Source organism: Methylophaga sp. (genome assembly GCF_009711715.1).
GTDB lineage: Bacteria > Pseudomonadota > Gammaproteobacteria > Nitrosococcales > Methylophagaceae > Methylophaga.
Genome location: NZ_VENF01000001.1, coordinates 93,219 through 118,955, shown reverse-complemented (window position 1 = coordinate 118,955; position 25,737 = coordinate 93,219). Strand labels below are relative to the sequence as shown.

The following is a 25,737-nucleotide window of genomic DNA, read 5'->3' as shown; positions in this document are numbered from 1 at the left end:
TGGCTCCCTTAAAAATTCAAACCAGCCATGGCTGCGACTGTGTGCATATCCTTGTCACCGCGACCGGACAGGTTAATAACAAGTGTCTGATCCGAAGACATGGTCGGCGCCAGCTTGCTGGCATAGGCCAGTGCATGGCTGGATTCAAGCGCCGGGATAATACCTTCGGTACGGGTTAATTCGTGGAACGCGGCAAGTGCTTCATCATCAGTCACCGAGACATAGTTGGCACGGCCGATATCTTTCAGCCAGGCATGTTCGGGCCCCACACCCGGGTAATCCAGGCCAGCTGAAATCGAATGGGTTTCGATGATTTCGCCGTTTTCATCCTGCATGAGATAAGTACGGTTTCCATGCAGAACACCGGGTTTACCGGCACTCAATGGTGCAGAGTGCTGACCGGTTTCGATACCATGCCCTGCCCCTTCAACACCGTACATGGCCACTGATTCATCTTCGATAAACGGATAGAAAAGACCGATAGCGTTGGAACCACCACCGATACAGGCAAGTAAGGCGTCCGGCAGTTTGCCGGTTTTTTCCATCACCTGCTGTTTGGCTTCTCGACCAATGACCGACTGGAAATCCCGCACCATGGCAGGGTAAGGGTGCGGTCCGGCGACAGTGCCGATTATGTAGAACGTATCATCCACATTGGTCACCCAGTCACGCAGGGCTTCATTCAAAGCGTCTTTCAGCGTACGTGAACCTGATTTCACCGGAATGACCTGAGCACCAAGCAATTTCATCCGGTAAACATTCTGCGCCTGACGTTCAACGTCTTCAGCACCCATGTAGACCACGCATTCCATCCCCAGGCGGGCGGCAACAGTCGCTGTAGCGACACCATGCTGACCAGCACCGGTTTCAGCAATAATGCGGTTTTTACCCATCCGCTTGGCCAGTAGTGCCTGGCCGATGGTATTGTTTACTTTGTGCGCGCCGGTATGATTCAGATCTTCGCGTTTGAGATAAATCTGGGCACCACCCAGCTTTTGCGTCCAGTTTTCGGCCAGATAGAGAGGTGAAGGCCGGCCGACAAAGGTGCTGAGATCCTTGTCCATTTCTGCCAGGAAATCCGGATCATCACGATATTGCTGATAGGCCTGTTCCAGTTCGTAGATGGCCTCCATCAGGGTTTCACCGACAAAACGGCCGCCATACGGGCCGAAATGTCCCCGTGAATCGGGGAAATTCTTAAAGTAATCGTGGATATGCTGTTCAAGCATTAGCTACCTCTCTCATAAAAGCGCTGATCTTGTCATGACTTTTTATTCCCTTTTCACGCTCGACGCCACCACTGACATCGACCGCGAAAGGTCGCACTTGTTGTATCGCTTGCTGGACATTGCCAGCATTCAAGCCTCCGGCCAGAATCACAGGCCGGTCTATATCGGCGATTAAAGACCAGTCGAATGTCTTGCCTGTCCCACCGGGAACGCCAGGTTGATAGGCATCCAGCAGAAAACCGCGGGCCGCCCGGTGGGCTTCAGTGACTTGTTTCAGGTCCGTGCCCGGTTTCATTCTGATGGCCTTGATGTAATGCTTGGCAAACTGCTCACAGAAAGCCGGACTTTCATCGCCGTGAAACTGAATTATATCAATGGGTAGCGCGTCAAGGCACTGTGAAACCTGTTCTTTATCAGGATTCACAAACAAGCCGACCACGGTGACAAAAGGCGCAATTCCTGCCACGACTTCCTGCGCCTGCGCAATTGTAAGCGAGCGCGGACTCGGCGGATAAAATACCAGCCCTATCGCATCGGCGCCAGATTCGGCTGCAAAATCAGCATCTTGGCGACGGGTCATGCCGCAGATTTTGACACGGGTTCTCATTGCGCTCTGAAATAGTTCTGTAATCGTTGTGATACTTTACCAGAGCACCGGAAAACCCGACACTGTTGGTAAAGAATATTGTTCCGGATAACGAACATCGACCAGATATAAACCTTCCGGCGGTGCGGTAATACCCCCCCGGCTTCTGTCTGCACTTCTCAGCACTTCACCCGCCCACTCGACCGGCTTGCTGCCGTCGCCAATTGCCGCCATCACACCAACCAGGTTACGCACCATGTGATGCAGAAAGGAACGTGCCTCGACGTCTACCGCAATACAGTCATGCTGCTTGCTGATTTCGATTTTATCCAGTGTTTTCACCGGGCTTTTAGCCTGACACTCACTGGCACGGAACGCAGAAAAATCATGACGGCCGACAAGCTGTGTTGCCGCAGCCTGCATTCGCCCGATATCGAGCGGATGGTGATGCCACCACATACGCTGATGATGCACCGCAGAACGGCTTAAACGGTTAAGAATCAGATAGCGATAGCTACGTTTGATCGCGGTAAAACGGGCATTGAATTCATCATCTACCTGTCTGACCCAGGTGACGGCGACATCTTTGGGAAGGTTGGCATTGATACCCAGCAGCCAGCCCCGCAGTTCACGGATCGATGGGGTATCAAAATGCACTACCTGATTAAGCGCATGCACACCGGTGTCGGTTCTGCCTGCAGCGAATACTTCTATTTCATGATTGGCGACTTTGGAAACGGCTTTTTGCAGTTCATCCTGCACAGTTCGGGCATGGGGCTGATACTGCCAGCCGCAAAAAGCTGTTCCGGCATATTCGACGCCGAGTGCAATCCTCACATCCAGTCCCGCTTATGACAGCGAATTGAGCAAATCGTGAGCCCGATTCTTCTGTTCGTCGTTACCTTCTAACAGTACTTCATTCAGTATGCTGCGTGCGCCATCCGGGTCACCCATATCAATATAGGCTGCCGCTAAATCAAGCTTGGTTTCAGCCTCATCGATTTCATCCAGATCGTCGATATCAAACTCAAGGTCGGGCTCTTCATCATTTGTTTCAACAAACTCTGCCTCGTTTAACAACGCGTCAGTGTCTTCAGGTTCGGATGAATCAGACTCGATGTTCTGGTCAAATGACAGCGTCTCATCGCGCTCATCATCTTCCGTGATATCGAGTTCCAGTGGCGTATTGTCTTTGTCCTCAGTTGTCTGGATTTTGTCATCCAGACCTAAATTCGTGTCAAAGGTCAGCAAGTCATCGTCAACATCCTCTGCCTGTTTCTTGTTGCTGCTGACCTCTTCCTCCGGCTCAGTTTGAACTTCAGTGTCTGCAAAGTCATTCAGGTCAAATTCGATATGGTTGCTGTCCTGGGTTTCGACTTCAGCTTCCACCTCAGTGTCGGGTTCAGCCTGAGCAGATTCTGTTACGGTCTCTGAGACTGTCAAAGCCTCAGTATCGCTGTCTTCGGCCTTTGCAGGTGCTGCTTGCTGCTCGGCAAACAGGCTGTGATTGGGAGCCAGTACTTTACCCCATTGTTTGATCTCTGCCCATTCAAAGCTGTCAGTTTCAAACGGTACTTCTTCTACCAGTGCAATAAATTCATCTGTCTGCTGTTGTTTGTAAAGTACAAACAGTAATTTGTATGCGACCAGGCTATTGGCAGGTTCCATACTTCTGGCCTGTTCCAGTGATGAACGCGCCTGAACATAATCGGCATAACCGACGAACATATCCGCCTGTTCGACCAGCTCTGAAACAGATTTTTCCTGTTCATGTTCCTGCTCAGATAGAGGGGCATCAGTCATGTCATCATCATTGACCGGGGCAACAACTGTCGATTTACCAGCCTGTTTTTCGCTGGCCTTATCCATTTTCTGGACGGCTTCGTCCCAGGTTACTTCACGACGGCTGCGACGAGCCAGTAACCAGAGAAGCAATAACAGCAACAGTAAGCCCAATGCCGTCGGCAACTTGTTGTCATTAACGAATTGCTTCACCTGATCGAGCGTGGATTGCACCTGAGCAGCGTCCAGATTCAGTGCTTCAGCCGTATTGCTGATGATATCGTTGTTTGCGCCAGTTGGCGCAGGCTGTTGCGATGCAGTTTCCGCTGTATTATCAGTACCAGTTGCTGCCGTTTGTGGCTCGGCGTCAGGCAGGGGATCGGTCGCGGCGGTATCAATGGCCTGGGCATCTGCTGTAGCCCCACCCGCTTCTGACTCAACAACGGCAGCGGCCTGTGCAGCCAGCGCCGGATCCTCTTCTTCAAGCATAGACTGCAGGCGCGCCAGATCCGCATCTTTCAGTGAGATCAGCCGTCGCATGGTTTCCAGCTGCTCTTCCATCGCATCCATACGTTCTTTGAAGTCGATATTTTCCTGTGCCTGGGCTTCGATGGTTTCCTGAGCCAACGTCAATTGCTCAGTAAGCTGTTTGATATCCTCGTTACCTGCCACATTGGGTGAGGCATCATCTTCTGAAGTATCCGCATCTTCCGGGGCAACCAGTTGCAGACGAGCTTCTGCCGACTCCGTGTCCGTGCTGCCTGCAGCAGTAGCCGGATCCGGCGTATCAGCAGCAGTTGCTGTATCCGTTGTGTCCTGAGTTTCCGGATCTGCTGTCGCAGTTTCCTGCGCTTGCTCGGGCTCAGTCGTCGTCCGGGTCGTGATTGCTGCGGTTTGTGTTGGCTGGCGGTTACGATTCTTCCAGGCTTCGTTCTGCGCAGCAAATGCGGCTCTCGCAGCCGGGGATGACATCGCCAGTATCTCATCACGCGACGGGATCTGCAGTGTGACACCGGCTTTCAGACCATTCACATTCTGATTGGTGAAGGCATCCGGATTCGCATTCAGCAACGCCATCATCATCTGATGCACACTGACATTACTGTCAGGCCGTGTCTCCAGTGCCACATTCCATAGCGTATCACTGCGTTTGACATCATAGCTGCTGCCATTGAAACCACGGCTCTGTGCATACTGGTAACGGGTGGTGCTGGGCTCCTGCACCGGCGCTGCAGGCTTGCTCTCGGCAGTGCGGTTGCTGCCTCTGCTGGCTGCAGTCACATATTCAGGTGGGTCCAGCAGAACCGTGTATTCACGGATCATAATCCCGGCCCCGGCAGTCGCTGAGATGAGAAAGTCCAGGAAAGGCTCTTTGATAGGCTGCTTGGAGGTAATCAGAATCTTATTACGGCCACCGGATTCGATAATATCAAACTGCATCTGGTCGAGCAGCATACTGCGACTGAGTCCGGCTTTGGTAAATTCGGCATCGGATGCCATCTTGATCTGCAGATTGTCTTTCTCTTCGGGTCGTAATGCCGTCAAGCCAATCTCCGCTCTGAACGGTTCGTTCAGCGCTGACATGACGTCAATCTTGCCCAGCCCGAAAGCGTGGCTGGTGAGGGGAATGAAAAAGCCCATCGTGGCAGCAGCCACCATTCCGGCCAGAACCTGTTTCTTCATCTTCATTCCCTCATCTTCCTTATGCGCTGATCAAAGGTATTTTTCGACCAGGACTTCTGCTATCTGCACGCTGTTCAATGCCGCGCCTTTACGTACATTATCCGCAACTACCCACAAATTCAAACCTTTGGGATGCGAAATATCTTCCCGGATACGACCGACATAGACCGGGTCATTACCGGAAGCTTCGGTGACGGCAGTGGGATAGCCGCCATCATTGCGATCGTCCAGTACCACAATGCCCGAAGACTGCTTGAGTAAAGCCGTGGCCTGTTCGGCTGTCATCTTGTCACGGGTCTCAATATGAATGGCTTCTGAATGACCGAAGAAGACCGGCACACGGACCGCTGTTGGATTGACCAGAATATTCTCGTCACCCATGATTTTGCGGGTCTCCCAGACCATCTTCATCTCTTCTTTGGTGTAGCCGTTGTCCTGGAACACATCAATTTGCGGCAACACATTGAATGCGATTTGCTTCGGATAGACACTGGCTTCAACCGAACGGCCATTGAGCAGATCAGCAGTTTGTTTGGCCAGTTCATCCATGGCCGGTTTACCTGAACCCGACACAGCCTGATAGGTACAAACATTGATGCGGGTAATCCCGACTGCATCATAGATAGGCTTCAGGGCCACCATCATCTGAATGGTTGAACAGTTCGGATTGGCAATAATACCCCGGTTTTTGTAGTCCGCTACGGCATCCGGATTCACTTCCGGCACGACCAGGGGGATGTCTTTGTCATAACGGAACTGAGAGGTATTATCGATGACCACACAACCGGCTGCAGCTGCTTTGGGCGCGTATTCGGCCGAGACGCTGGCACCGGGCGAAAACAATCCGACCTGCACTTTGGAAAAATCAAATGTTGCCAGGTCCTCTACAACCAGTGATTTGTTACCGAAACTGACTCTGCTGCCGGCACTGCGCTCACTGGCCAGTGCATAGACTTTACCGACCGGGAAATTGCGCTGGTGCAGGATTTCCAGCATGGTTTCACCGACAGCACCGGTGGCGCCAACGACTGCAACATCAACTTGTTTACTCACATTTCACCTTTTATCTTGGGATTACAAAGCTGCGACAACCGCATCGCCCATTTCCGATGTCGATACTTTGGTGCTGCCTTCTGAGTAGATGTCGGCCGTTCTGAGACCGTCATCCAGCACCTGACTCACAGCTTTTTCGATTCGATTAGCCATGTCAGCTTCATCGAGCGTGTAACGTAACATCATAGCAGCTGACAGAATGGTTGCCAGCGGGTTGGCAATATTCTGGCCGGCAATATCCGGGGCACTGCCATGAATCGGTTCGTACATGCCCTTACTGTTTTCATCCAGTGACGCTGACGGCAACATACCGATGGAACCGGTCAACATCGAGGCACAATCGGACAGAATGTCACCAAACATGTTGGTAGTGACCATCACATCAAACTGTTTCGGTGCCCGTACCAATTGCATGGCAGCATTATCAACATACATGTGACTGAGTTCGACCTCGGGGTAATCCCGTGCCAATTCTGTCATAGTTTCACGCCACAGTTCCGTGCACTCCAGCACATTTGCTTTATCAACGGAGCAGACACGGCCCTGCCGTTTGCCGGCAATATCAAAAGCCACTTTACCGATACGCTGAATTTCACTTTCACGGTAAACCAGCGTGTTATAGCCTTGTTTCTCACCGTTTTCCAGGGTGCGAACACCACGTGGCTGACCGAAATAGATACCGCCGGTCAGTTCACGCACAATCATCAGATCCAGTCCGGCAACAACTTCCGGCTTCAAGGTTGAAGCACCGGCCAGCTGAGGGTAAAGAATCGCCGGGCGCAGGTTGGCAAATAGATTCAGCTCACTGCGCAGACCCAACAGTCCTTTCTCTGGACGCACGCTGATATCCAGAGACTCCCATTTGTAGCCACCCACGGCACCAAGCAGAATCGCATCGGCTTCCCTGGCAAGCGCCAGCGTGTCATCCGGCAACGGAGTGCCGGTCTCATCATAGGCTGCACCACCGACCAGACCGTAATCCAGACTGATATCCAGACCTTCAGTGCGAAGTTTTTCCAATACCTTAACCGCTTCGGCAACGATCTCAGGACCAATCCCGTCGCCGGGCAGAACTGCTATTTTTTTTGTCATTGTCGTTTCTTTAATTGCTATATCTTGTTTCAGGAGAACAGCCAGGGCGCTTCCTGTTTACGTTTGGCCTCGTAGGCTTCAATCTCTGCCGTGTGCTGTAATGTCAGGCCAATATCATCCAGACCTTCGAGCAGACAGTGCTTTTTGAAGCTGTCAATGTCGAATGGGATCATTTCACCATCGGGCAGTGTAATCATCTGCGCCGGTAAATCAACCTTAAGTTGATAACCGGGGCTGGCTTCGACCTGAGCAAACAGCTTGTTAATCAGCTTTTCTTCCAGCGTGATGGCGAGAATACCGTTCTTGCTGGTGTTACTGAAGAAAATATCGGCAAAACTCGGGGCGATAATCACGCGGATGCCGAAATCATCCAGCGCCCAGACGGCATGTTCACGACTGGAACCACACCCGAAGTTCTCCCGCGCCAGCAAAATAGTGCCACCTTTATAGCGCGGCTGATTCAACTCGAAATCAGGGTTAATCGGTCGCTCACTGCAATCCTGTCCAGGTTCACCGTGATCCAGATAACGCCATTCATCAAAAAGATTGGGGCCGAAGCCGGTGCGTTTGATTGATTTAAGAAACTGTTTGGGAATGATGGCATCGGTATCGACGTTGGGTCTATCCATCGGAATGACAATGCCGGTTTCAACTGAAAACTTTTGCATAACGCGGTCTTAACCTCTTTACATCGCGTTCAGTACTAAATAAAAACTGACAGGTACTGCCTGACTGATGCTTGGCAGGCCGGCCAGTTCACGTAATTTTTCAAGTCCTTTGACCAGATCGAAATCAGCCACATTGAGAATCACCGGCTGATTAGAGACAACCAATAGTTCTTTGTCACTGACTTTGGTCACCATCAGCGCCAGATTCACGGTTTGTTTCTGACCATGAAAATCCAGCTCGGCATCAACTGCCAGCGGTTTGGATTGTCCGGCTGCCAGCTCACTGATAAAGGCAGGATCGATCTTGGCGTGCAGGTCGGCGGTCGGATAAGCATCCACCTCAAAGAAAAACTCTTTCATCCGTGAATCACGGATCTCAATGCCGGTATTCACACTGGTAAGATCAATTTCAACAGCCAGTTCGCCGGCTTCGTTGACTGAGCCAGCGATCCAGTCGAAATGATGGACTTCTGCAATATTGTTTTTCTTGACAGAGACAAAGCTGAGCTGTGACTGGCCATTATCCAGTTGCCAGGAAGTGGCACTCGCAACCGCACTCACCAATAACAGGCCCATCAAACAGAATGTTTTGTAAAGGTATTTCATCTTGAACTCCTTTTATTCGTATAGCGGACTGATTTCGCTGTCGACGGATTCGTGCTCCTGCATCAATTCGTCTATGGAACGAGTCAGCTCCTCCTCCACCGGTGACTTGAGGACAATAATCTCAACCCGGCGGTTTTTGGCCCGGTTTTCTGCCGTATCGTTGGGAACCAGCGGCTTGGTATCCGCATACCCCTCCAGCACAAAGCGATCAGCAGGTATTACACCCGGTGCCAGCAACTCATGCACCACCGAGGTCGCCCGTGACGTCGACAACTCCCAGTTCGATCGGTAACGAACAGTGTTAATCGGCACATTGTCAGTGTGTCCTGCCACCGCTATGCGGCCATCCGTGGTCAGCAACACATCATGAATTTTCCGCAAAATCGGGATAAACCCAGGATTGAGACGGGCATCACCGGAGGGGAACGAGCCCTTCTCACGGATGCGTATCACAATACGGCTGAACTGGCTCTCAACCACAATCAGCCCATCCTTGATTTCCTGCTCCAGTGCTTCCCGGAATTCCTGCGTCTCTTCAGCGACTTCTCTTACCTGCTGCTGAGCCAGTTGTTCCGCATCTGCGGTGACCTTCAGCTGTTCACGGGTTTCGTCCATTGTATCCTGTCTGACCACTTTGAGGGGAGTCGGTTTAGGCTCCCCCGGACTGAACTCCTGGGCGATAATGCTGGTGCCTTCAGGTATTTCGTCTTTTGGCACTTCGCGCTGGACACCAAAAGCCGTTTCCAGCGATTTGACCACCATCTTGTATTTCAGCGCATCGATTTCAGCAAACGACAACAACAGAACAAAGAAACACATCAATAGCGACATCAAATCGGCAAACGTTGCCATATAGGCAGGCAAGCCCTCCGCGTCACGTTTGACTCTGTTTGAATTCTCACTCATAGATAAAAGCGGCCTTGTCAGGCGGCAGCTTCTTCTTCGGTGTCACGCTTGGAGGCGGGAAGAAAGTTTTTGAGGATTTCACCCAGGATTTTCGGATTTTGTCCTTCCTGAATTCCGAGTACGCTCTCGATAATGATGTTTTTGTTCATTTGCTCTTCGCTGCTGCGAAGTGACAGTTTGTCAGCAATTGGCAGCGCAAACATATTGGCCAGCATCGCACCGTATAAAGTTGTCAGCAGCGCCACAGCCATCGCAGGACCGATGGATTTAGGGTCAGACATATTGCTCAGCATCTGTACCAGGCCAACCAGGGTACCTATCATGCCCATCGCAGGCGCGGCATCGCCCATGGCTTTGAATATTTGCTGGCCCACGCTATGGCGGTTCAACGTTTCATTCATTTCCGTCAGCAGTGCTTTCTTGACTACGCCGGGCTCATGACCATCGACCAGCATCATAATGCCTTTGGAAAGAACCGGGTTGCTGATTTCCTGACGCTCCAGCGCCAGCAACCCTTCCTTACGCGCAATAGCAGCCAGTTCAACCACACTGTCAATGATGGCTTGGGGTGATTCTGACTTATGCAGAAAAGCTTTAGTGGCTGTTTTTATCGAACCGATGAACTGTCCCAGAGTGAAGCGCATCAGAACTACAGCAAAGGTCCCCCCCAGAACAATCGCCAGTGATGGCATGTTGACGAAAGTACCGGCAGCCGCGCCCAGCGCGATTGTCGCAATAATCAATCCCCAGGCAGTGACAAGGCCCAGCAGCGTAGCAAGATCCACTCTTAAGCTCCCTCTATAGCATCCAGCATCAACATCACAATTCAGGCGGTAATTCTACCGAAGCCGTCACAAAAAATCTGCTTTTCAGGTAGCCGGAATTGAATGTTTTTTATGCTTTTTATGACGATAAACCATCACTGCCGGCAATATCATTAGCAGCAATGCGAATAACAGCAGCAACAGTGGCCAGACAGTAGGCCTGTTCCACTCATCCTGCAGGCGTTGACGCAGCTCGGTATCGAGTCGACGGTATTTGAGGGTGTTGTTCGCCATCAGATTAGGTTTAATGTTGTGATTCCAGGCATGATAGAGCGTGAACATTTTGGGATGAAAGCCCCAGACCCAGGGCGCATCCTCACGAGCGATATCGGCCATACGCTGAATGATCTTTAGCCGTTCTTCATTATTTGGCATCACCCGCATTGATTCAAACAGCTTGTCAAAAGCCGTATTTTTATAGTTCGCCGCATTCTCACCACCGGTTTCCACCTTGCCGTTGGGGCCGTAGAGTAGAAACAGAAAATTTTCCGGATCCGGGTAATCGGCATTCCAGCCCCACTGGAAAATCTGCGCCTGACCACGCCGCATTTTATCCTGGAAGCGGTTGTAATCGGTGCTGCGGATGACCAGTTGCACGTTAAGCTTGCGGAACTGCTTGCGTAACCAGTCAAGCTGGGCCTTGCTGTCAGGGCCGCTGGCCGGGACATCAAAATACAATACCAATGGCTCACCGGTTTCAGCATCACGCCCCCTGGGGTATCCCGCCTCACTCAGCAGCTTTTTGGCATCCTCAATTGGTCGTCTGACCGGCATCCCTTGTTGCCAGTCATAGACATGTGGATTAATACCGGCTTCACCTTCAACATAACCGAAAATGCCGGGCGGCACCGGTCCCTGTGCCGGAATACCGCGGCCGTTGGCAAAAATCGAAATATATTCCTCGTGATCAATGGCAATGGAAATCGCCCTTCTGAGTTTTTTGGCACGTTCCGAATAGCCCCCAACCACCGGATCAAGCATATTGAAACCAATATAAAAGGTAGAGGTGCCTACGGCCGTTTCCAGTTGAATGCCTTTTTCTTTCATCGCATCACTGAGGCCGAATTCACCGGCTGAAGAAACCTGTACTGCCTGATCAAAGCTGTCTGAGCTAATACCGCTAACATCATAATAGCCCTGAATAAACTTACCCCAGTAGGACGTGTTTTCCTTTTCCAGAGTAAAGACGATTTCATCGATCAGTGGTAGCGGCTTGCCGGCATCGTCAAGCAGTCCGGCCTCTGCATCACCCGGATCGCCCTCAGTCGGGTAAAACTCGCCGTGAAAGTGCGGATTCTTGCTGAGCACCATACGCCGGTTAGGATCATTCTCGGTCATATAAAATGGCCCGGTACCGACCGGATACCAGTCAATGGTGATGTTTTTATCAATCAGTCCGGGCTGGGCATAAAACTGCTCGGCCTCCCACGGAATGGGGGCAAAAAACGGCATCGCCAGCCAGAACCGCAATTGTGGATAACGACCGTAAACCTTGATCTGATAATGGCTGTCGTCAATAACTTTGACTCCCTCAATATCCAGTTTTCTCAGATCTAACGGCAATCCCTGCTGGCGTAATTCCCTTAACTTATCGGCATAGTCTGTCAGACCGACGATATGTTCCCCCATCAGGCCAAGAATGGGAGAGTGAATTTCGGGATGAGCCAGCCGTTTAATCTGGTAAACAAAATCATCGGCTTTCAGCTCACGGGTATCGCTTTGCTCAAAATCTGCCAGCTTTTCAATCTCTTCCAGCTGTTCATTGCTGAGGTTGTGATAAAGAAACTCGCCATTTTCATCCCGGACAAAGGCCGGATGCGGCTGGAAGAAGATCCCGCTTTTCAATGGGATTGTGTAAACACTGTAGGCAACGTCATCGCTGTCTTCCGGTACCGGTTGGTCATTTTCATCCAGGTAAGTAACGGCGGGCATATCGGCTGCCACCAGTGGTTCCAGCTGATAAGGTCGCTTGAGATAGTGATACTGGTATGGCGGCTCGTAAATCTGGCCGGTAATGGCAATTTCGTTCGCACTGTAGGAACGGGCCGGGTCCAGGTGCTTGGGGCGCAGTGAGAAAGAGGTATAAAGTGTATCAATCTCCGGGTTTTGATCGGGGTAAGGTGAGTTGACCGCGCCGAACTCACAAGCGGTGACGACAAGCAACGACAGATAAACCAGCAGATATCTCAGTTTCATTCTCACATCATTAAAATTGGAACCTCATGTGTGACCAAGATTATCATGAGATTACTGCGCGGTCGCCCTTCCCGTTAATGTTAAAATCAGGTAAGTTATCCGGCTTTATCCGCAGTTTAGGAGAGACTTATGGGTTTCCTGCAAGGCAAACGCGTGTTAATTGTGGGCGTTGCCAGCCCGCGTTCCATCGCCTCCGGCATTGCGCATGCCATGGCTAAACAAGGCGCTGAGCTGGCCTTTACCTATCAGAACGACAAGCTCAAATCCCGCGTTGAAAAAATTGCTGCCGAATGTGGCGGCGACCCTTCTCTGGTCTTTCCCTGCGATGTCAGCAGCGATGAACAGATTCAGGCCGTGTTCGACGATCTGGGCAAACACTGGGATGGTCTCGACACGATTGTTCATTCGGTAGCCTTTGCGCCACGCGAACAGCTTCAGGGCAGCTTTGTTGACAGCGTCACCCGTGAGGCCTTTGCCATGTCAAATGACATCAGCGCCTATAGTTTTGCCGCCTTGGCGAAAGCCGGGAAGCCGATGATGGCTGGTCGTAACGGCTCGATGCTGACACTGAGCTACCTGGGTGCTGAACGCGCGATTGATAACTATAATGTGATGGGCGTGGCTAAAGCCGCCCTCGAAGCCACCGTGCGCTACATGGCCTACTCTCTCGGTGAGGAAGGTATCCGTGTGAATGCGGTATCGGCCGGTGCAATCAAAACACTGGCAGCGGCAGGCATCGGTGATTTCGGCAAAATGCTGGCTTACGGTGAACGTAACTCCCCGCTACGCCGCAACGTCACCATCGAAGAAGTCGGTAACGTGGCTGCTTTCCTTTGCTCCGATCTGGCTTCAGGGGTGACCGGCGAAATTACCTATGTGGATGCCGGCTATAACATCGTCGGCATTGGCGACAAATAGCAGCCAGCTTATCTGCTAATATCAACGACAGGGCATTTTATATGCCCTGTTTTGTTTTCAGCGCGGGGAAATTCAATGTCGCACTCACATGCCATGGCCCTGTTGGCCTTTATTATTGCCGGGGCCGTTGCTGGCGTTTTCTACGGCTGGTATGCCGGCGAAGCAGCCATGTCGATAGGCTGGCTGGGCAGCCTGTTTCTCAATGCGTTGAAGATGACCATTATTCCGCTGGTGATTGCCTCTGTCATCAGCGGTATCGGCAGCCTCGGTGATATCCGGCAACTTGGAAAAATGGGCGGTTATACCCTGGTCTATTATCTATCAACCACCGCCATTGCCGTTTTCATCGGCCTCTTAGTCGTCAACTGGATTCAGCCCGGCATCGGCATTCAGCTGAGCCAGACTGAGGTGCCTGAACATATTCTGTCTAAACAGGATACCGGCATCAGCGATATTGTCTTGTCCCTGATCTCCCCCAACCTGGTGACGGCCGCAAGCCAGACAGAATTACTGCCGCTGATTGTATTTGCCATTATTTTTGCCATGGCACTGACTACCATAGGGGATAAATCCAAACCGGTCTTTGCCGTGTTTGACGGCATCAATGAAGCCATGATGAAACTGGTTATCTGGATCATGCATTTTGCCCCAATTGGCATCTTTGCTCTGATTGCCGCACGGCTGGGCAGTGCCGGTGGCGGCGAACAGTTTATGGCTGAAATCACCGCTGTGGGCCTGCATGTCGTGACCGTGCTGACCGGGCTGCTTATACATGCCATTGTTTTGCTGCTGATTCTGTTTTTTATTGCCAATCGTGGGATCGATTACCTGCTGGGCATGGCCAGAGCTTTGGTCACCTCATTCGGCACGGCGAGCTCTTCTGCCACCCTCCCGCTGACCATGGAATGTGCCCGTGAGAACCAGGTTAACCCCAAGGCCGTTAAGTTCGTACTACCGCTGGGGGCAACAATTAATATGGATGGTACTGCCCTCTACGAGGCAGCAGCAGTGCTGTTTATTGCGCAGGCTTATGGGATTGAGCTCAGCCTGATGCAGCAGGGCATTGTTTTTATCACTGCGACACTGGCGGCAATTGGTGCAGCCGGTATTCCGGAGGCGGGTCTGGTGACTATGGTGATTGTGCTTACTGCGGTCGGTCTGCCACTGGAAGGCATCGCCCTGTTACTCGCGGTGGACTGGTTTCTGGATCGTTTCCGTACCACCGTCAATGTCTGGGGTGACAGTGTCGGCGCCGCAGTGATTGACAGACTGACATAAAAAAAGCGCCCGAAGGCGCTTTTTTAGTCAGTTCAGTCAGGCTTATCGCAGGCTTTTATCGATAATATCGATATCGGCATCAGCACGTAAGCTGGCGATGAAAGCCTGTAGCTCAGCATTAGCCAGCATCTGTTGCAATTGCGCTTCAATCGACTGCTTTTCTTCAGCCTCAACCTCAGCAGCTTGGCCGTTCTGTACAGCAGTCAGCTTGATAACGACATAGTTACCATTATCTGCAGTGAAGCCGGCATATTGCGCTTGTGCATCCGGTTTCTGCATTTCAAATGCCCGCTGCAGGATCTGATTGCTGACTTCCTCACTGTCACGGCCATAGAAAGCAGCAGGCTGCCAGTTTTCCAACAGACCCTGCGCCTCGGCGCCCGATTTCAGCTCAGACACAATTGCTTCCCCTTTTTCACGGGCAAACTGACTCGCTTTATCAAACAGTAATTGCTGCTTGATCGCCGGCTCAACCGATTCGAATGGCAACACACTTTCAGGAATATGCTTATTCTTGTGAATCACCACCAGATGAGTGTCTGATAGCTCAATCACGGAGCTGTTCAGTTCATTTTGCAGCACATCTTCGCTGAAAGCGGCTTCAACCACTTTGGTCTCACTGGTGATACCGGACTCGGTACCGCCACGGGTAAACAGTTCCGTGGTTTGAATATCCAGCCCCAGCTCTTCGGCTGCCACATCAAGACTATCCGGGTTTTCAAAGCTCAGGTTAGCCAGTTGCTCAGCTTTGTCATAAAACTGTGCTTCAGCCTGCTGACGGCGGTAACGTTGTTCGACTTCATCACGCACATCAGCAAAATCCTGTACTTCAGGTGACTCTACACCGGTCAGTTTAATCAGGTGATAACCGAACTCGGTTTGTACCGGTTCACTGATGTCACCGACGTTTTCCAGCGCAAAAGCGGCTTCCTCAAAAGCCGGGTCCATCACGTCACGACCAAAGAAACCCAGGTCACCGCCCTGAGCTGCCGAGCCGGTATCCTGGGATTCCACTTTGGCAACGTCCGCGAAATCTTCGCCCTGTTCAATACGTTCAGCAATCGTCTCGATTTTCGCCAGTGCTTCCTCGTCATCCCCTTCGATCAGAATATGGCTGACCCGGCGTTGTTCAGGACCGACGAATTGTGACTGGTTATCAGCATAAAACTGTTTCAGCGCTTCCTCATCGACCGTGATTGTTTCGGCGATACTGTCTATATCGAGCTCAACATAGTTGAGCTTAACCTGTTCCGGTGCGGTATAAGCGTTTTTATTATTTTCATAATAATCGCGGACCGCTTGGTCATCGATACTGACTTTGTCTACATATTCCTGAAGCGGAACCACACCGTAGGCGATTTCACGCTGCTGTTTTTCCAGTGCCAGCACCCGATTCAGTTGTGCCTCAGTGACGATAGCGGAACGCTGAATATTCTGCGTCAGTTCCTGTGCAAGCAGATCACTGCGCAACTGAGCTTCGTAGCTTGTGGGACTGTAACCCACCCTCGCCAGCACCATCGCATAATAGTCAGGATCAAACTGACCGTCACGCTGAAACGCCGGCGTGGAACGAATCATTTCAGAAACCGAGGCGTCATTGACTGTCTGACCCAGCTTTTGATTGGCTTCTCGTAATAACTGCTGTTCTATCAGGCCGTCCAGAATATTACGTTTAACGGCGGCACCTTCAAACATAGCCGGATCGAACTGTTCACCCAGTACATTACGCATCTGATCACGGTATTGCTGTAATGATTGCTGCAGTTGCGTCTGACTGATTTCATGGCCATTGACTTCAGCCACGACCACATCAGAAGCACCTGTCATGTAGGAGTTCACCCCCCACAGCGCAAACGGAATACTAATCAGACCGACAATAAACCAGGCAATCCATCCCTGGGCGCGATCACGTATGAAATGCAACATGGAAGAAAACCTTCATTTCTTTGATTATTAAAACAGATAGTCTAAACCATCAGGCAAAAAAAAAGGCGCAATAAATGCGCCCTTTTTCGTCTTGGCGGAGCGGACGGGACTCGAACCCGCGACCCCCGGCGTGACAGGCCGGTATTCTAACCAGCTGAACTACCGCTCCAAGAATTCCTGGTGGGTGCTGAGGGGATCGAACCCCCGACCCTCGCCTTGTAAGGGCGATGCTCTCCCAGCTGAGCTAAGCACCCCAAGAAAAACGACTAGTTTACAGCATCCTTGAGTGCTTTACCAGCTTTGAAAGCAGGAATTTTAGCCGCGGCGATTTTGATTTCTTCGCCTGTACGTGGGTTACGGCCAGTACGTGCGGCGCGCTCGCGAACTGAGAAAGTACCAAAACCGACCAGTGTGACTTGGTCGCCTTTGCTCAGTGCTTTGGTCACAGCTGATGTCATGCCATCAACAGCTTGAGCGGCTTTTGCTTTAGAGATGTCTGCAGCTGCAGCAACTGCATCGATGAGTTCAGATTTATTCACAGCTTAATTCCTCATATCGTTATTAATCGTTATGTCGTTCAAATGCCGGATTCACTGCTACCTGGCTCAGCGATACCGGACTGTGAGTATCTAACTACAGCAAAATTGACGTGTCAAGACGACTAAACACTGTTTCGAGCAAGATTTTATCGGGGCTGAGCAGGGATTGATGGCTGACGGTTGACAATCTGACGCAAGGCGTGAATATTGTCAGGTTGCCTCTCGCAGCTGCAGGCAGCGAGTCAATTCGACATATTGTTCCACCGTGACCGTTTCAGGTCGCTGCCCCGGCTCAATACCCACCTGTTCTAGCGTTTCCAAAGACACCTGTTTTTTCAAGGTGTTAGCGATCGTTTTACGACGCTGACTAAACGCCGCTGTGACGATTTGATTGAGTCTGGCCAGATCGACCTCTCCCCCTTTGTTTTGTGACAAAGGTTGCAGATAAATAATCGCAGATTCCACTTTGGGTGGGGGATCAAAGGCTTCAGGTGGCACGACAAACATCTGTTCTACATAGCACTGATGCTGGAGCATAATGCTCAAACGACCATACTGCTTGGTGCTAGGCTCCGCGCAGATGCGCTCGACAACCTCACGCTGCAGCATGAAACACATGTCTTCAATACAGGCTTTCTGCTCGACCAGATGAAACAATAATGGCGTCGTAATGTTGTAAGGCAGGTTACCCAATACCCTCAGCTTTTCACCGTGCTGCTGTAATTGCCGGTAGTCGAATTTCAGCGCATCCGCTTCGTGAATGGTCAAATGCTTGTGATGGCCCAGTTTGCTCGCTAACAGCGGAACCAGGTCGCGATCCAGCTCAATCACATCAAGCTGGTCACAGCGGCTCAGCAAGGGCATTGTCAGTGCACCGCGGCCAGGACCAATCTCCACCAGATGCTGTCCTTTATCAGGACTGATGACCTCGAGAATGCCTTCAATGATGGCTTCATCATGAAGAAAGTTCTGACCAAAGCGCTTGCGGGCGCGCGGATAGTGGGATTGTGTCATATTATTTGCCGTTTTGCTGGCTGTCAGCCATGGACAGGGCCATATCCACCGCGGCCTGCAGGCTGGATGCAGAGGCTTTCCCTGATCCCGCCATATCAAGTGCAGTACCGTGGTCGACTGAAGTACGTATAAACGGCAGTCCCAGCGTCACATTGACGGCACGGCCAAAGCCATGATGTTTGAGCACAGGCAAACCCTGGTCATGGAACATGGCCAGCACCACATCGTAATCTTTCAGTTTGTCCTGGTTAAAAATAGTATCCGCTGGCCAGGCACCGCTGACAGCAATCCCCTCAGCGTGACAGGCATCAATCACCGGCTGAATGGTTTCAATTTCCTCGCGACCGAGATGGCCCGCTTCACCGGCATGAGGATTGAGCCCGCACACGGCAATTCTCGGCTTTTCAAGACCAAACTGGCGCTGCAGGGATTTATCAATGATGTGGATAATCTGCTGCAGGCTGTCACGGGTAATGGCGTCACTGACCGCTTTCAGTGGTAAGTGCGTGGTCGCCAGTGCTACCCGCAGCGATTCGGTCGCCAGCATCATCACTACTTTGGCTACACCGGCCCCGTCAGCAAAAAATTCGGTATGGCCGCTGAAACTGTATCCGGCATCGTTAATCACACCTTTATGCACCGGCGCGGTCACAATGGCATCGAATTCACCGCTGAGACTGTTATCCAGGGCCAGTTGCAACATAGCAAGCACATAGGCGCTGTTAGCCGGGTTCAACTCTCCGGGAGTGACCTCATGCTTTAAAGGTATCGGCAGATAATAGAGACTGCCGGGGTCAGCCACAGCCGCGGGCTGTGTCAGATCAGCCTCAATCAGTGTCAACGGCAAGTTGAGCTGATCTGCGCGTTGCTGCATCAGCATGGGATCGACAAGCGCAATCAATTGCGCCTTCTGCGGCGTCTGTGCCAGTTGGATACAGAGATCGGGACCAATACCGGCTGGTTCACCTGTTGTCAGTGCAATTCGCCTGATCACAGTCAAAGGTCGCGGTACTCCACATAGGCTTCATCACGCATCGCACGCAGCCAGCTTTCCATTTCTTCATCGATTTTGCGCTGGCGAATCTGTTCACGGGCTTTGTTACGTTTAAATTCTTCCGCCATGTTTTCTTCGCGACGATCTTCGACTTTAATCAGATGCCACCCAAAACGACTCTGGAAGACCTCACTCATTTCACCAATCGCGAGTGCATCCATTTTTTCCTGGAATTCCGGCACCATCACACCGGGACTGACCCAGCCAAGGCTACCGCCTTCAATTGCCGAACCAGTGTCTTCCGAATGGGCGCGGGCCAGTTCGGCAAAATCTTCACCGTTAACGATACGCTGACGTAATTGATTCAGTCGTTTTTCCGCTTCTTCATCTGTTACCAGCTCATTGGTTTTTATCAGGATATGGCTGGCCAGCGTCTGCTTAACCAGATGCGTTTCAGCACTTTTTTTATCTTTCAGTCTGACCAGGTGAAAGCCACTGCCGCTGCGAAGCGGTTCACTGACCTCACCAACAGAAAGTTCAGGCACCACATCGGCAAACAGCGACGGTAACTCACCCTGTTTACGCCAACCCAGTTCACCGCCTTCCAGCGCATTCTGACCATCGGAGTAGCCTGCGGCAACCTGACCAAAATCGCCACCTTCAGCCAGCAGGCCCTGGATTTTTTCCAGTTGCTCCTGCGCCTGTTGCACCTCTTCCGGTGAAGCAGCTTCCGGCATACTGATAAGAATATGCTGCAGTTGATATTCCACTTCGCTGTTACCGGCCTGAACGCTCTGCGTGGCCAGGAAATTATCGACTTCCCGATCTGAGACAACTACCCGATCCTCGACCTGCCCCTTACGAAGACGGCTGATGATCATCTCTTCGCGGATGGTTTCACGGAATTGACTGAAATCATAGCCATCTTCTTCCAGCACATCCCGGAACTGGCGCAGGTTCATATTATTGTTATCGGCAATCTGGCGTAGCGCGGCATTCAGGGCATCATCACCAACTCTGACACCAACCTGCTCTGCGCGCTGTAACTGCAGCCGCTGCATGATCAGACGCTCCAGCACCTGTTTGCGTAAAATATCGGTCGGCGGAATCGCCGCCTGGCGCTCGCGTAGCTGCTGACGCACGGTTTGCTCCATGTCCATCAACTCACTTTCTAGAATCACTTCGTCATTGACGACAGCGATAATACGATCCAGCGGGGCAGCCCAGACATTGGTAGCCAGCAACAATGCGGCAATCAGAAACTTCATCAAAACAATTACTCCAAAATTCTCGCGGGCATTATATAAGGATATGGACAGTCTGTGTGTCCTGGCTCCAAAGACAGCGCGTTCCGCTAATGAGTTCAGTCTGGCTGATAACCGCGAATGCTGGTTTCCAGCAGGCTGTCAGACTTCTTACCAAATGCACCCAGACCTTTAAGCTCAACCTGAAAATAAATGGCCAGGTTACGATCATCATCAAAGGCATCATTGACGTAGTTGCGAATTGCCAGCCTTGTGGCCCAGCAACAGCTGTCGTACTGGACACCGGCCAGGGCTTCCAGCGTTCGGCCCTGATCAATGGAACGATACCAGCGACCGAACAATTGCCAGCGCTCCGCCACCGGCACCTGGGCAGAAATATCCACCTGCTCAAGACCTTCTATGCGGGTAATGTCAGCATTGTCGCGACGATAGCGGTGGGAAATGTTAAAAATACCGCCCTCATCACCACGGTAGCGCAGGCCAACCGAAGACATATTAGATTGTGTTTCACCCGGATCCCACTGGATTTCACCACTGACTGACCATTCATCATTAATGAAGGCCACGGCTTCTGCGATCATATCGGAGTCGGGTTCACTGTCTTCGGTGCCATTGGGCAGCGTCACCTCACGATCATCAAAATAACGGATCTGACCCAGCGTCAGTCGCAGGTTTTCATCACCGGTTTCCTGATTGATGATACGGGAAGTCACCGCAAGCGAGAGCTGATTGGCATCACCGATACGATCACCGCCGATAAAGCGATCATAGGAAAAAAGCCGGATCATATTAAAGGTGGATAAACTGGTATCAAAATCCGGAATATCCGACTGATCGCGCTCGGGAATATATAAATAGAAAGCCCGTGGCTCCAGTGTTTGCAGAAAGTTACCCTTACCAATATTAAGTTCACGCTCGAAAAACAGGCCGGTATCGAAACTGGCAATTGGCAGGGAACGCGAAGCATCGTCATCAAATTGATTCAGATCATCGCTTTTCAAATTGTAACGGGTGTGGTTAAAGGCCAGTCTGGGCGTTGCAAAAAACGCCGAAGTACCCATCGGCATACTGACAGCAGGCTCAAAATTAATACGCTGACCTTCAACCCGGTCATTATGGTCAAACTCAACATATTCGCCTTCAAACTCATAAGTCAGCCCCAGCGCCTGATCCGGCAGATAACCATTGAGCAGTAATTGTGGCAGCCTTTTATATTGCTCCGGCACATCGGCCAGGGTCTGATATCCCTGCATGCGGGCTGTAAAATTCCAGACATCGCCCACATAGCCGGTTTCAACCAGACGATTGAGGTGGGTGCGGCTGGATAAGCTCAAACTGGAGCCAAAATCCTCAAAATAGTTTTCATCTGACACATAGTTGTAATCAACAATAGCTCGCCAGCGATTGGGCAGATAGGAACGATGTTGCCAGGTAAACAGTTCACGGTCTTCCTGATAATAAGGATTAATATCCTCACCATCTTTTCTGAGATTATCTGAAGCCAGATAATTAGCCTCTACTTCGCCCTCACCCCACTCAGATAAATAACGGAACTGACCACCCAGCATCAGACCGCGATCACTCATATAGCGTGGTGTCAGCGTGGCGTCCATATTAGGTGCAATATTCCAGTAATAGGGCGTCATCACATCAAAACCGGTTTCATCACTGTTACCCACTGAGGGTGGGAGGAAGCCCGATTTACGCTCATCATTGAGCGGGAAATTAATATAAGGGGTATAAAACACCGGCAGACCGCCGACACGCACGACCACATTTTCTGCCTCACCAACCCCCGACACGTGATCCAGATGCACTTCGTCCGCATCCAGCCGCCAGGCATTGTCCCCTTCTGGACAGGTGGTATAGCTGGCATTCTTCAGATCGGTTGTTGCCTTGCCTTTACGCAACAGATGACTGGCCTGACCACGTGCATGCATCTGGCGAATCCGGTACTGGGCATCAAGCATTCTGCCCTCGTCCTTGTCCATCGACCATTCCGCCTGTTGCGAGTCGATGATAATCTCGCTGTCACGCAGCCTGACATCACCGCTGGCAGTCACATCGCCACTGCTACGGTTATATGTCGCCCGCTCGGCACTCAGTTGCTGTCCTGCCCGGCTGATATCGACATTACCGGAAAACACCGAGGTACCGCTTTGCAGCAACTGCACATCATTGGCTTTGACATCAACCGGGCTCTGCTCCGGATCCACTGTTGTTGCCGGCAGAAACAGATCCTCGTAACCGAAATGGCAACTCAGTCCTCGTTCCTGTTGGGCCGCAGCCGTCCCGGCCAGGCAGGACATTAATAAGGTAGATAGAAGCTTCAATTTGCGCATGTTCATCCTCAAGCTGCAGACCCAGCCATGATTGACGTCCTGACCGAATGAAAAATAACGCTCAATTTATCGCATATATATGTGTAATCGGCAAATCAGCCCCTATTCGACCTGTACTCACAAACAGGATAATCCCATGCGCTCAACAACTTAGCTTTTAGTGGCTGTAAAGCCGCTTTTACGGTCCGGATCCAGGGCACGGTTTATCCGGCCCGACACAGAAATTATTTTGTCATCTTTTGTTGACAGGGCGGGCTTCAGTACCTATGATATGCGCTTCCTTTCGGGGGGCTATAGCTCAGCTGGGAGAGCGCCTGCATGGCATGCAGGAGGTCGGCGGTTCGATCCCGCCTAGCTCCACCAATTTTATCGAAAGAAAAGTTTTAGGTCCCCATCGTCTAGAGGCCTAGGACACCGCCCTTTCACGGCGGTAACAGGGGTTCGAATCCCCTTGGGGACGCCAAATTCAGGGCCTGATAAAACAGGCCCTTTCTTTTCGAGACAAGTTAAAGACCTGGGTCCCCATCGTCTAGAGGCCTAGGACACCGCCCTTTCACGGCGGTAACAGGGGTTCGAATCCCCTTGGGGACGCCATCTTTAAAGCATCGTATTTATCTCACCCTGGTGTTCAACCACCACGCCAGTCCGGCAAACATCATAGTAGGAAACGACGATGCCAGCCACGGCACTAAGCCAAACACCAATCCCATATGCTGAAAACTCTGATTAAACAGATGAAAACCAATCCCGATCAGGGCTCCGGCGAGGATTCTGCCGCCAATCGGTGCTGAACGCAGCGGTCCGAATACAAAAGGCACAGCAAGTAATACCATCACCGCTGTACTCACCGGCATCATCAATTTACTCCAGAAAGCCAGTTCATACTGTGCCACCGACTGATGATTATCCTTCAGATATCTCACGTATTCGAGCAGATCCCACACCGGCAAAAACTCGGGTGGCACCACCACGATATTCACCATACCCGGATTAAGTTGGGACTGCCAGCGTGCATGCGTTACCGACCGGACTTTTACCCCTGCCTCATTGATAGTGCTCTGCACCACATCGGACAGAATCCAGCTGTCATCCTGGTACTCAGCCCGTGCTGCCCTGGTCAGAATCCTTAGCCGGTGATTATCATCAAATTCGTATATCGCAACATTGGAAAAACTGCCATCGGCATTGATTCTGTCGATGTGATTGAAGTGGTTGCCGTCCCGGGTCCAGAAACCGTGTTCCGATCGTGACCCCACCGTACCAGTCTGTGCCACAGACTGTAATTCCCTCGCATACTGCTCGGTGACTGGCCGCAGCCCCTCGCCTATCAGCAGCGCCAGCAACATCAATAAAGCCGCGACCACAACCACTGCCTTATTGATATCACCCAGTGAGTAGCCCGCCGCACGCATCGCCACCAGTTCACTCTGACTGGCCATACTGCCAAGGCCAATCACACTACCCAGCAAGGCCGCTACCGGCAGTAATTCATAAATCCGCTTGGGCATGGTCAGGGCGATATAGCTGAGGATACTGCCGATGCCGTAGTCGCCCTCACCCAGGTCATCAAGCTCGGTAATAAAATCCATGAAGGTATACAAAGCCAGCAGGACCAGCAAAACCAGCAAGGTGCTGGCCAGGATATTTTTGGCGATATATTTGGAAAGTATGCGCATTTATCGGCTTTGGTTTTGTTTATGGCGGGAAAGGAAACGGCGCAGGGTCTGACGGTTAAGCAGCAGTAACAGCACAATCAGCATCAGTACGTGCACCCAGACGCCGCCCAGCCAGATCGGGATGTCGCCTTTGGCCACCCAGGCACGATTCACTCCGAGTAGGTTGCTGTAGATGATATAAATCAGCACCGCGGGAACAAAGCCCGCATAGCGGCCCTGGCGCGGACCGGCATTGGCGAGCGGGATGGCCGACAGGCATAAAATCAAAGTCATCAAGGCCGCGGCAGTGCGCCACTGCACTTCGGCAACATCCCGCGGCTGGCCGCGTTCGAGTAACGCCGAGGTCGACATCGCCTTATGGCGTTCACGCACTTCCCCTTCCTGACCTTTTTCAATCAACAGGCTGTGGGTCGCAAACTGGGCAATCGTGAAATCCTGATCGCCGGCTTTACCTTCATAGCGGTAACCATCTTCAAGCACCAGAAATTTATCACCGGTTTGCGAATCGATTTCAAAATGGCCGGTCTCGGAGCGGAATATCAGCGGTTTGTCTTCACGTTCGATTTCAATAAAGACATTCTCCATAAACTGCTTGTCGGCACTGAGGCCCTGAGAGTAGAAAGTCCAGTCGCCACCTTCACTCTCCTTGAAACTGCCCGCAATCAGACCGGTAGTATTGGCGGAAATTTTGGCCTTTTCCTGGAGTTCATAACGATCAGATAAGACGCCTGGCACCACTGCCAGTGATAATGTTGCAACAATGACCGCCACGGTGCCGGCAAAAAGCAGCACATTGCGCATAATGCGTAGACTGGAAATGCCACAGGCTGACATCACGGTGAGTTCATTATCAGAACTCATCCGTCCCAGCGACAGCATCACCGCCAGAAAAGCACCAATCGGCAACAAAATGGACAATGCTCCCAGCGAGCTCAGTCCCAGCAAACTGAAAATGACATCGGCCGGCATATTGCCCACGGCAGCATCAGCCAGATAACGGGCAAAGCGGGTTGAGATATAAATCAGCCACAACACCCCGGTCACTGCGACCAGGTTAATCACAAACTCCCTGAGCATGTAACGATCAATTATCGTCAGCCAGGAGGAGATGGGGTACGGAACGTTGAGCATTAAAGGCGTGTCTTGGTTAGAATAAAACG

At 51.5% G+C, this 25,737-nt stretch carries 21 protein-coding genes and 5 tRNA genes; 5 read left to right on the top strand and 21 right to left on the bottom strand.

Translation table 11 applies throughout. The annotated features are described in order from the left end of the window. Nucleotides 1-8: 8 nt before the first annotated feature. The 11 genes from trpB to FH755_RS00500 form a co-directional block, all read right to left on the bottom strand. Complete coding sequence (trpB, locus tag FH755_RS00550; RefSeq protein ID WP_292437628.1) at nt 9-1,229, bottom strand: tryptophan synthase subunit beta; 1,221 nt, start codon at nt 1,227-1,229, stop codon at nt 9-11. After that, nucleotides 1,222-1,836 (bottom strand): phosphoribosylanthranilate isomerase, encoded by a 615-nt coding sequence (locus tag FH755_RS00545; RefSeq protein WP_292437626.1) that lies wholly within the window; start codon nt 1,834-1,836, stop codon nt 1,222-1,224. Before FH755_RS00545 ends, trpB begins: the two co-directional genes overlap by 8 nt. 36 nt (nt 1,837-1,872) lie before the next feature. Continuing rightward, on the bottom strand, nt 1,873-2,652 hold the full coding sequence (gene truA, locus FH755_RS00540; RefSeq protein WP_292437624.1) for a tRNA pseudouridine(38-40) synthase TruA: 780 nt from the start codon (nt 2,650-2,652) through the stop codon (nt 1,873-1,875). 12 nt (nt 2,653-2,664) lie between these two features. Next, nucleotides 2,665-5,280: a FimV/HubP family polar landmark protein gene (locus FH755_RS00535; RefSeq protein WP_292437622.1), complete on the bottom strand. Its 2,616-nt coding sequence runs from the start codon at nt 5,278-5,280 to the stop codon at nt 2,665-2,667. Nucleotides 5,281-5,310: 30 nt separating this feature from the next. Beyond that, a complete protein-coding gene (locus FH755_RS00530) occupies nt 5,311-6,333 on the bottom strand; it encodes an aspartate-semialdehyde dehydrogenase (RefSeq protein WP_292437620.1) in 1,023 nt (340 codons plus the stop codon). A 21-nt stretch (nt 6,334-6,354) separates the two neighbouring features. Further along, nucleotides 6,355-7,425: a 3-isopropylmalate dehydrogenase gene (gene leuB / locus FH755_RS00525; protein WP_292437619.1), complete on the bottom strand. Its 1,071-nt coding sequence runs from the start codon at nt 7,423-7,425 to the stop codon at nt 6,355-6,357. Nucleotides 7,426-7,454: 29 nt separating this feature from the next. Next, a complete protein-coding gene (gene leuD / locus FH755_RS00520; RefSeq protein ID WP_292437617.1) occupies nt 7,455-8,093 on the bottom strand; it encodes a 3-isopropylmalate dehydratase small subunit in 639 nt (212 codons plus the stop codon). Nucleotides 8,094-8,111: 18 nt separating this feature from the next. Then, nucleotides 8,112-8,699, bottom strand: coding sequence for a YceI family protein (locus FH755_RS00515; protein ID WP_292437615.1), 588 nt, complete (start codon nt 8,697-8,699; stop codon nt 8,112-8,114). A gap of 12 nt (nt 8,700-8,711) precedes the next feature. Next, nucleotides 8,712-9,605, bottom strand: coding sequence for a type VI secretion system protein TssL, long form (gene tssL, locus FH755_RS00510; protein ID WP_292437614.1), 894 nt, complete (start codon nt 9,603-9,605; stop codon nt 8,712-8,714). A 17-nt stretch (nt 9,606-9,622) separates the two neighbouring features. Further along, on the bottom strand, nt 9,623-10,390 hold the full coding sequence (gene pomA / locus FH755_RS00505) for a flagellar motor protein PomA (protein ID WP_292437612.1): 768 nt from the start codon (nt 10,388-10,390) through the stop codon (nt 9,623-9,625). An 84-nt stretch (nt 10,391-10,474) separates the two neighbouring features. After that, nucleotides 10,475-12,625 (bottom strand): ABC transporter substrate-binding protein, encoded by a 2,151-nt coding sequence (locus FH755_RS00500; protein ID WP_292437610.1) that lies wholly within the window; start codon nt 12,623-12,625, stop codon nt 10,475-10,477. A gap of 129 nt (nt 12,626-12,754) precedes the next feature. Here FH755_RS00500 and FH755_RS00495 point away from each other — a divergent pair, with 129 nt between their 5' ends. Together FH755_RS00495 and FH755_RS00490 are read left to right on the top strand one after the other, a co-directional pair. Continuing rightward, the gene (locus tag FH755_RS00495; RefSeq protein ID WP_292437609.1) at nt 12,755-13,543 is read left to right on the top strand and encodes an enoyl-ACP reductase; all 789 of its coding nucleotides are present in this window, start codon (nt 12,755-12,757) and stop codon (nt 13,541-13,543) included. A 75-nt stretch (nt 13,544-13,618) separates the two neighbouring features. Beyond that, a complete protein-coding gene (locus FH755_RS00490) occupies nt 13,619-14,821 on the top strand; it encodes a dicarboxylate/amino acid:cation symporter (RefSeq protein WP_292437607.1) in 1,203 nt (400 codons plus the stop codon). A gap of 42 nt (nt 14,822-14,863) precedes the next feature. On the opposite strand, the gene FH755_RS00485 is transcribed toward FH755_RS00490, so the two are convergent. The 8 genes from FH755_RS00485 to lptD all read right to left on the bottom strand — a co-directional run bounded on the left by FH755_RS00485 (nt 14,864) and on the right by lptD (nt 22,901). Continuing rightward, entirely contained in the window at nt 14,864-16,747 is a 1,884-nt protein-coding gene (locus FH755_RS00485) for a SurA N-terminal domain-containing protein (RefSeq protein ID WP_292437606.1), read from the bottom strand. Nucleotides 16,748-16,839: 92 nt separating this feature from the next. Then, nucleotides 16,840-16,916 (bottom strand) — tRNA-Asp (locus FH755_RS00480). 9 nt (nt 16,917-16,925) lie between these two features. After that, a tRNA-Val gene (locus FH755_RS00475) sits at nt 16,926-17,001 on the bottom strand. Nucleotides 17,002-17,013: 12 nt separating this feature from the next. Next, a complete protein-coding gene (locus FH755_RS00470; protein WP_266234955.1) occupies nt 17,014-17,286 on the bottom strand; it encodes an HU family DNA-binding protein in 273 nt (90 codons plus the stop codon). 210 nt (nt 17,287-17,496) lie between these two features. Continuing rightward, nucleotides 17,497-18,300, bottom strand: a complete 804-nt coding sequence (rsmA, locus tag FH755_RS00465; protein ID WP_292437603.1) for a 16S rRNA (adenine(1518)-N(6)/adenine(1519)-N(6))-dimethyltransferase RsmA — start codon at nt 18,298-18,300, stop codon at nt 17,497-17,499. A 1-nt stretch (nt 18,301) separates the two neighbouring features. Then, complete coding sequence (gene pdxA, locus FH755_RS00460) at nt 18,302-19,300, bottom strand: 4-hydroxythreonine-4-phosphate dehydrogenase PdxA (protein WP_292437602.1); 999 nt, start codon at nt 19,298-19,300, stop codon at nt 18,302-18,304. Further along, complete coding sequence (locus FH755_RS00455; RefSeq protein WP_292437600.1) at nt 19,297-20,562, bottom strand: peptidylprolyl isomerase; 1,266 nt, start codon at nt 20,560-20,562, stop codon at nt 19,297-19,299. The genes pdxA and FH755_RS00455 overlap by 4 nt, the downstream gene beginning before the upstream one ends. Before the next feature lie 95 nt (nt 20,563-20,657). Then, a complete protein-coding gene (gene lptD / locus FH755_RS00450; RefSeq protein ID WP_292437598.1) occupies nt 20,658-22,901 on the bottom strand; it encodes an LPS assembly protein LptD in 2,244 nt (747 codons plus the stop codon). A gap of 287 nt (nt 22,902-23,188) precedes the next feature. On the opposite strand from lptD, the gene FH755_RS00445 reads away from it, so the two are divergent. From FH755_RS00445 to FH755_RS00435, 3 genes are all read left to right on the top strand, one after another. Further along, nucleotides 23,189-23,264, top strand: a tRNA-Ala gene (locus FH755_RS00445). A 24-nt stretch (nt 23,265-23,288) separates the two neighbouring features. After that, nucleotides 23,289-23,364, top strand: a tRNA-Glu gene (locus FH755_RS00440). Nucleotides 23,365-23,419: 55 nt separating this feature from the next. Further along, nucleotides 23,420-23,495: transfer RNA gene (locus FH755_RS00435), tRNA-Glu, on the top strand. 17 nt (nt 23,496-23,512) lie between these two features. Here the strand turns inward: FH755_RS00435 and lptG are convergent. Beyond that, entirely contained in the window at nt 23,513-24,577 is a 1,065-nt protein-coding gene (gene lptG, locus FH755_RS00430; protein WP_292437596.1) for an LPS export ABC transporter permease LptG, read from the bottom strand. Further along, nucleotides 24,578-25,708, bottom strand: coding sequence for an LPS export ABC transporter permease LptF (gene lptF, locus FH755_RS00425; RefSeq protein ID WP_292437594.1), 1,131 nt, complete (start codon nt 25,706-25,708; stop codon nt 24,578-24,580). Between the last annotated feature and the right edge of the window lie 29 nt (nt 25,709-25,737).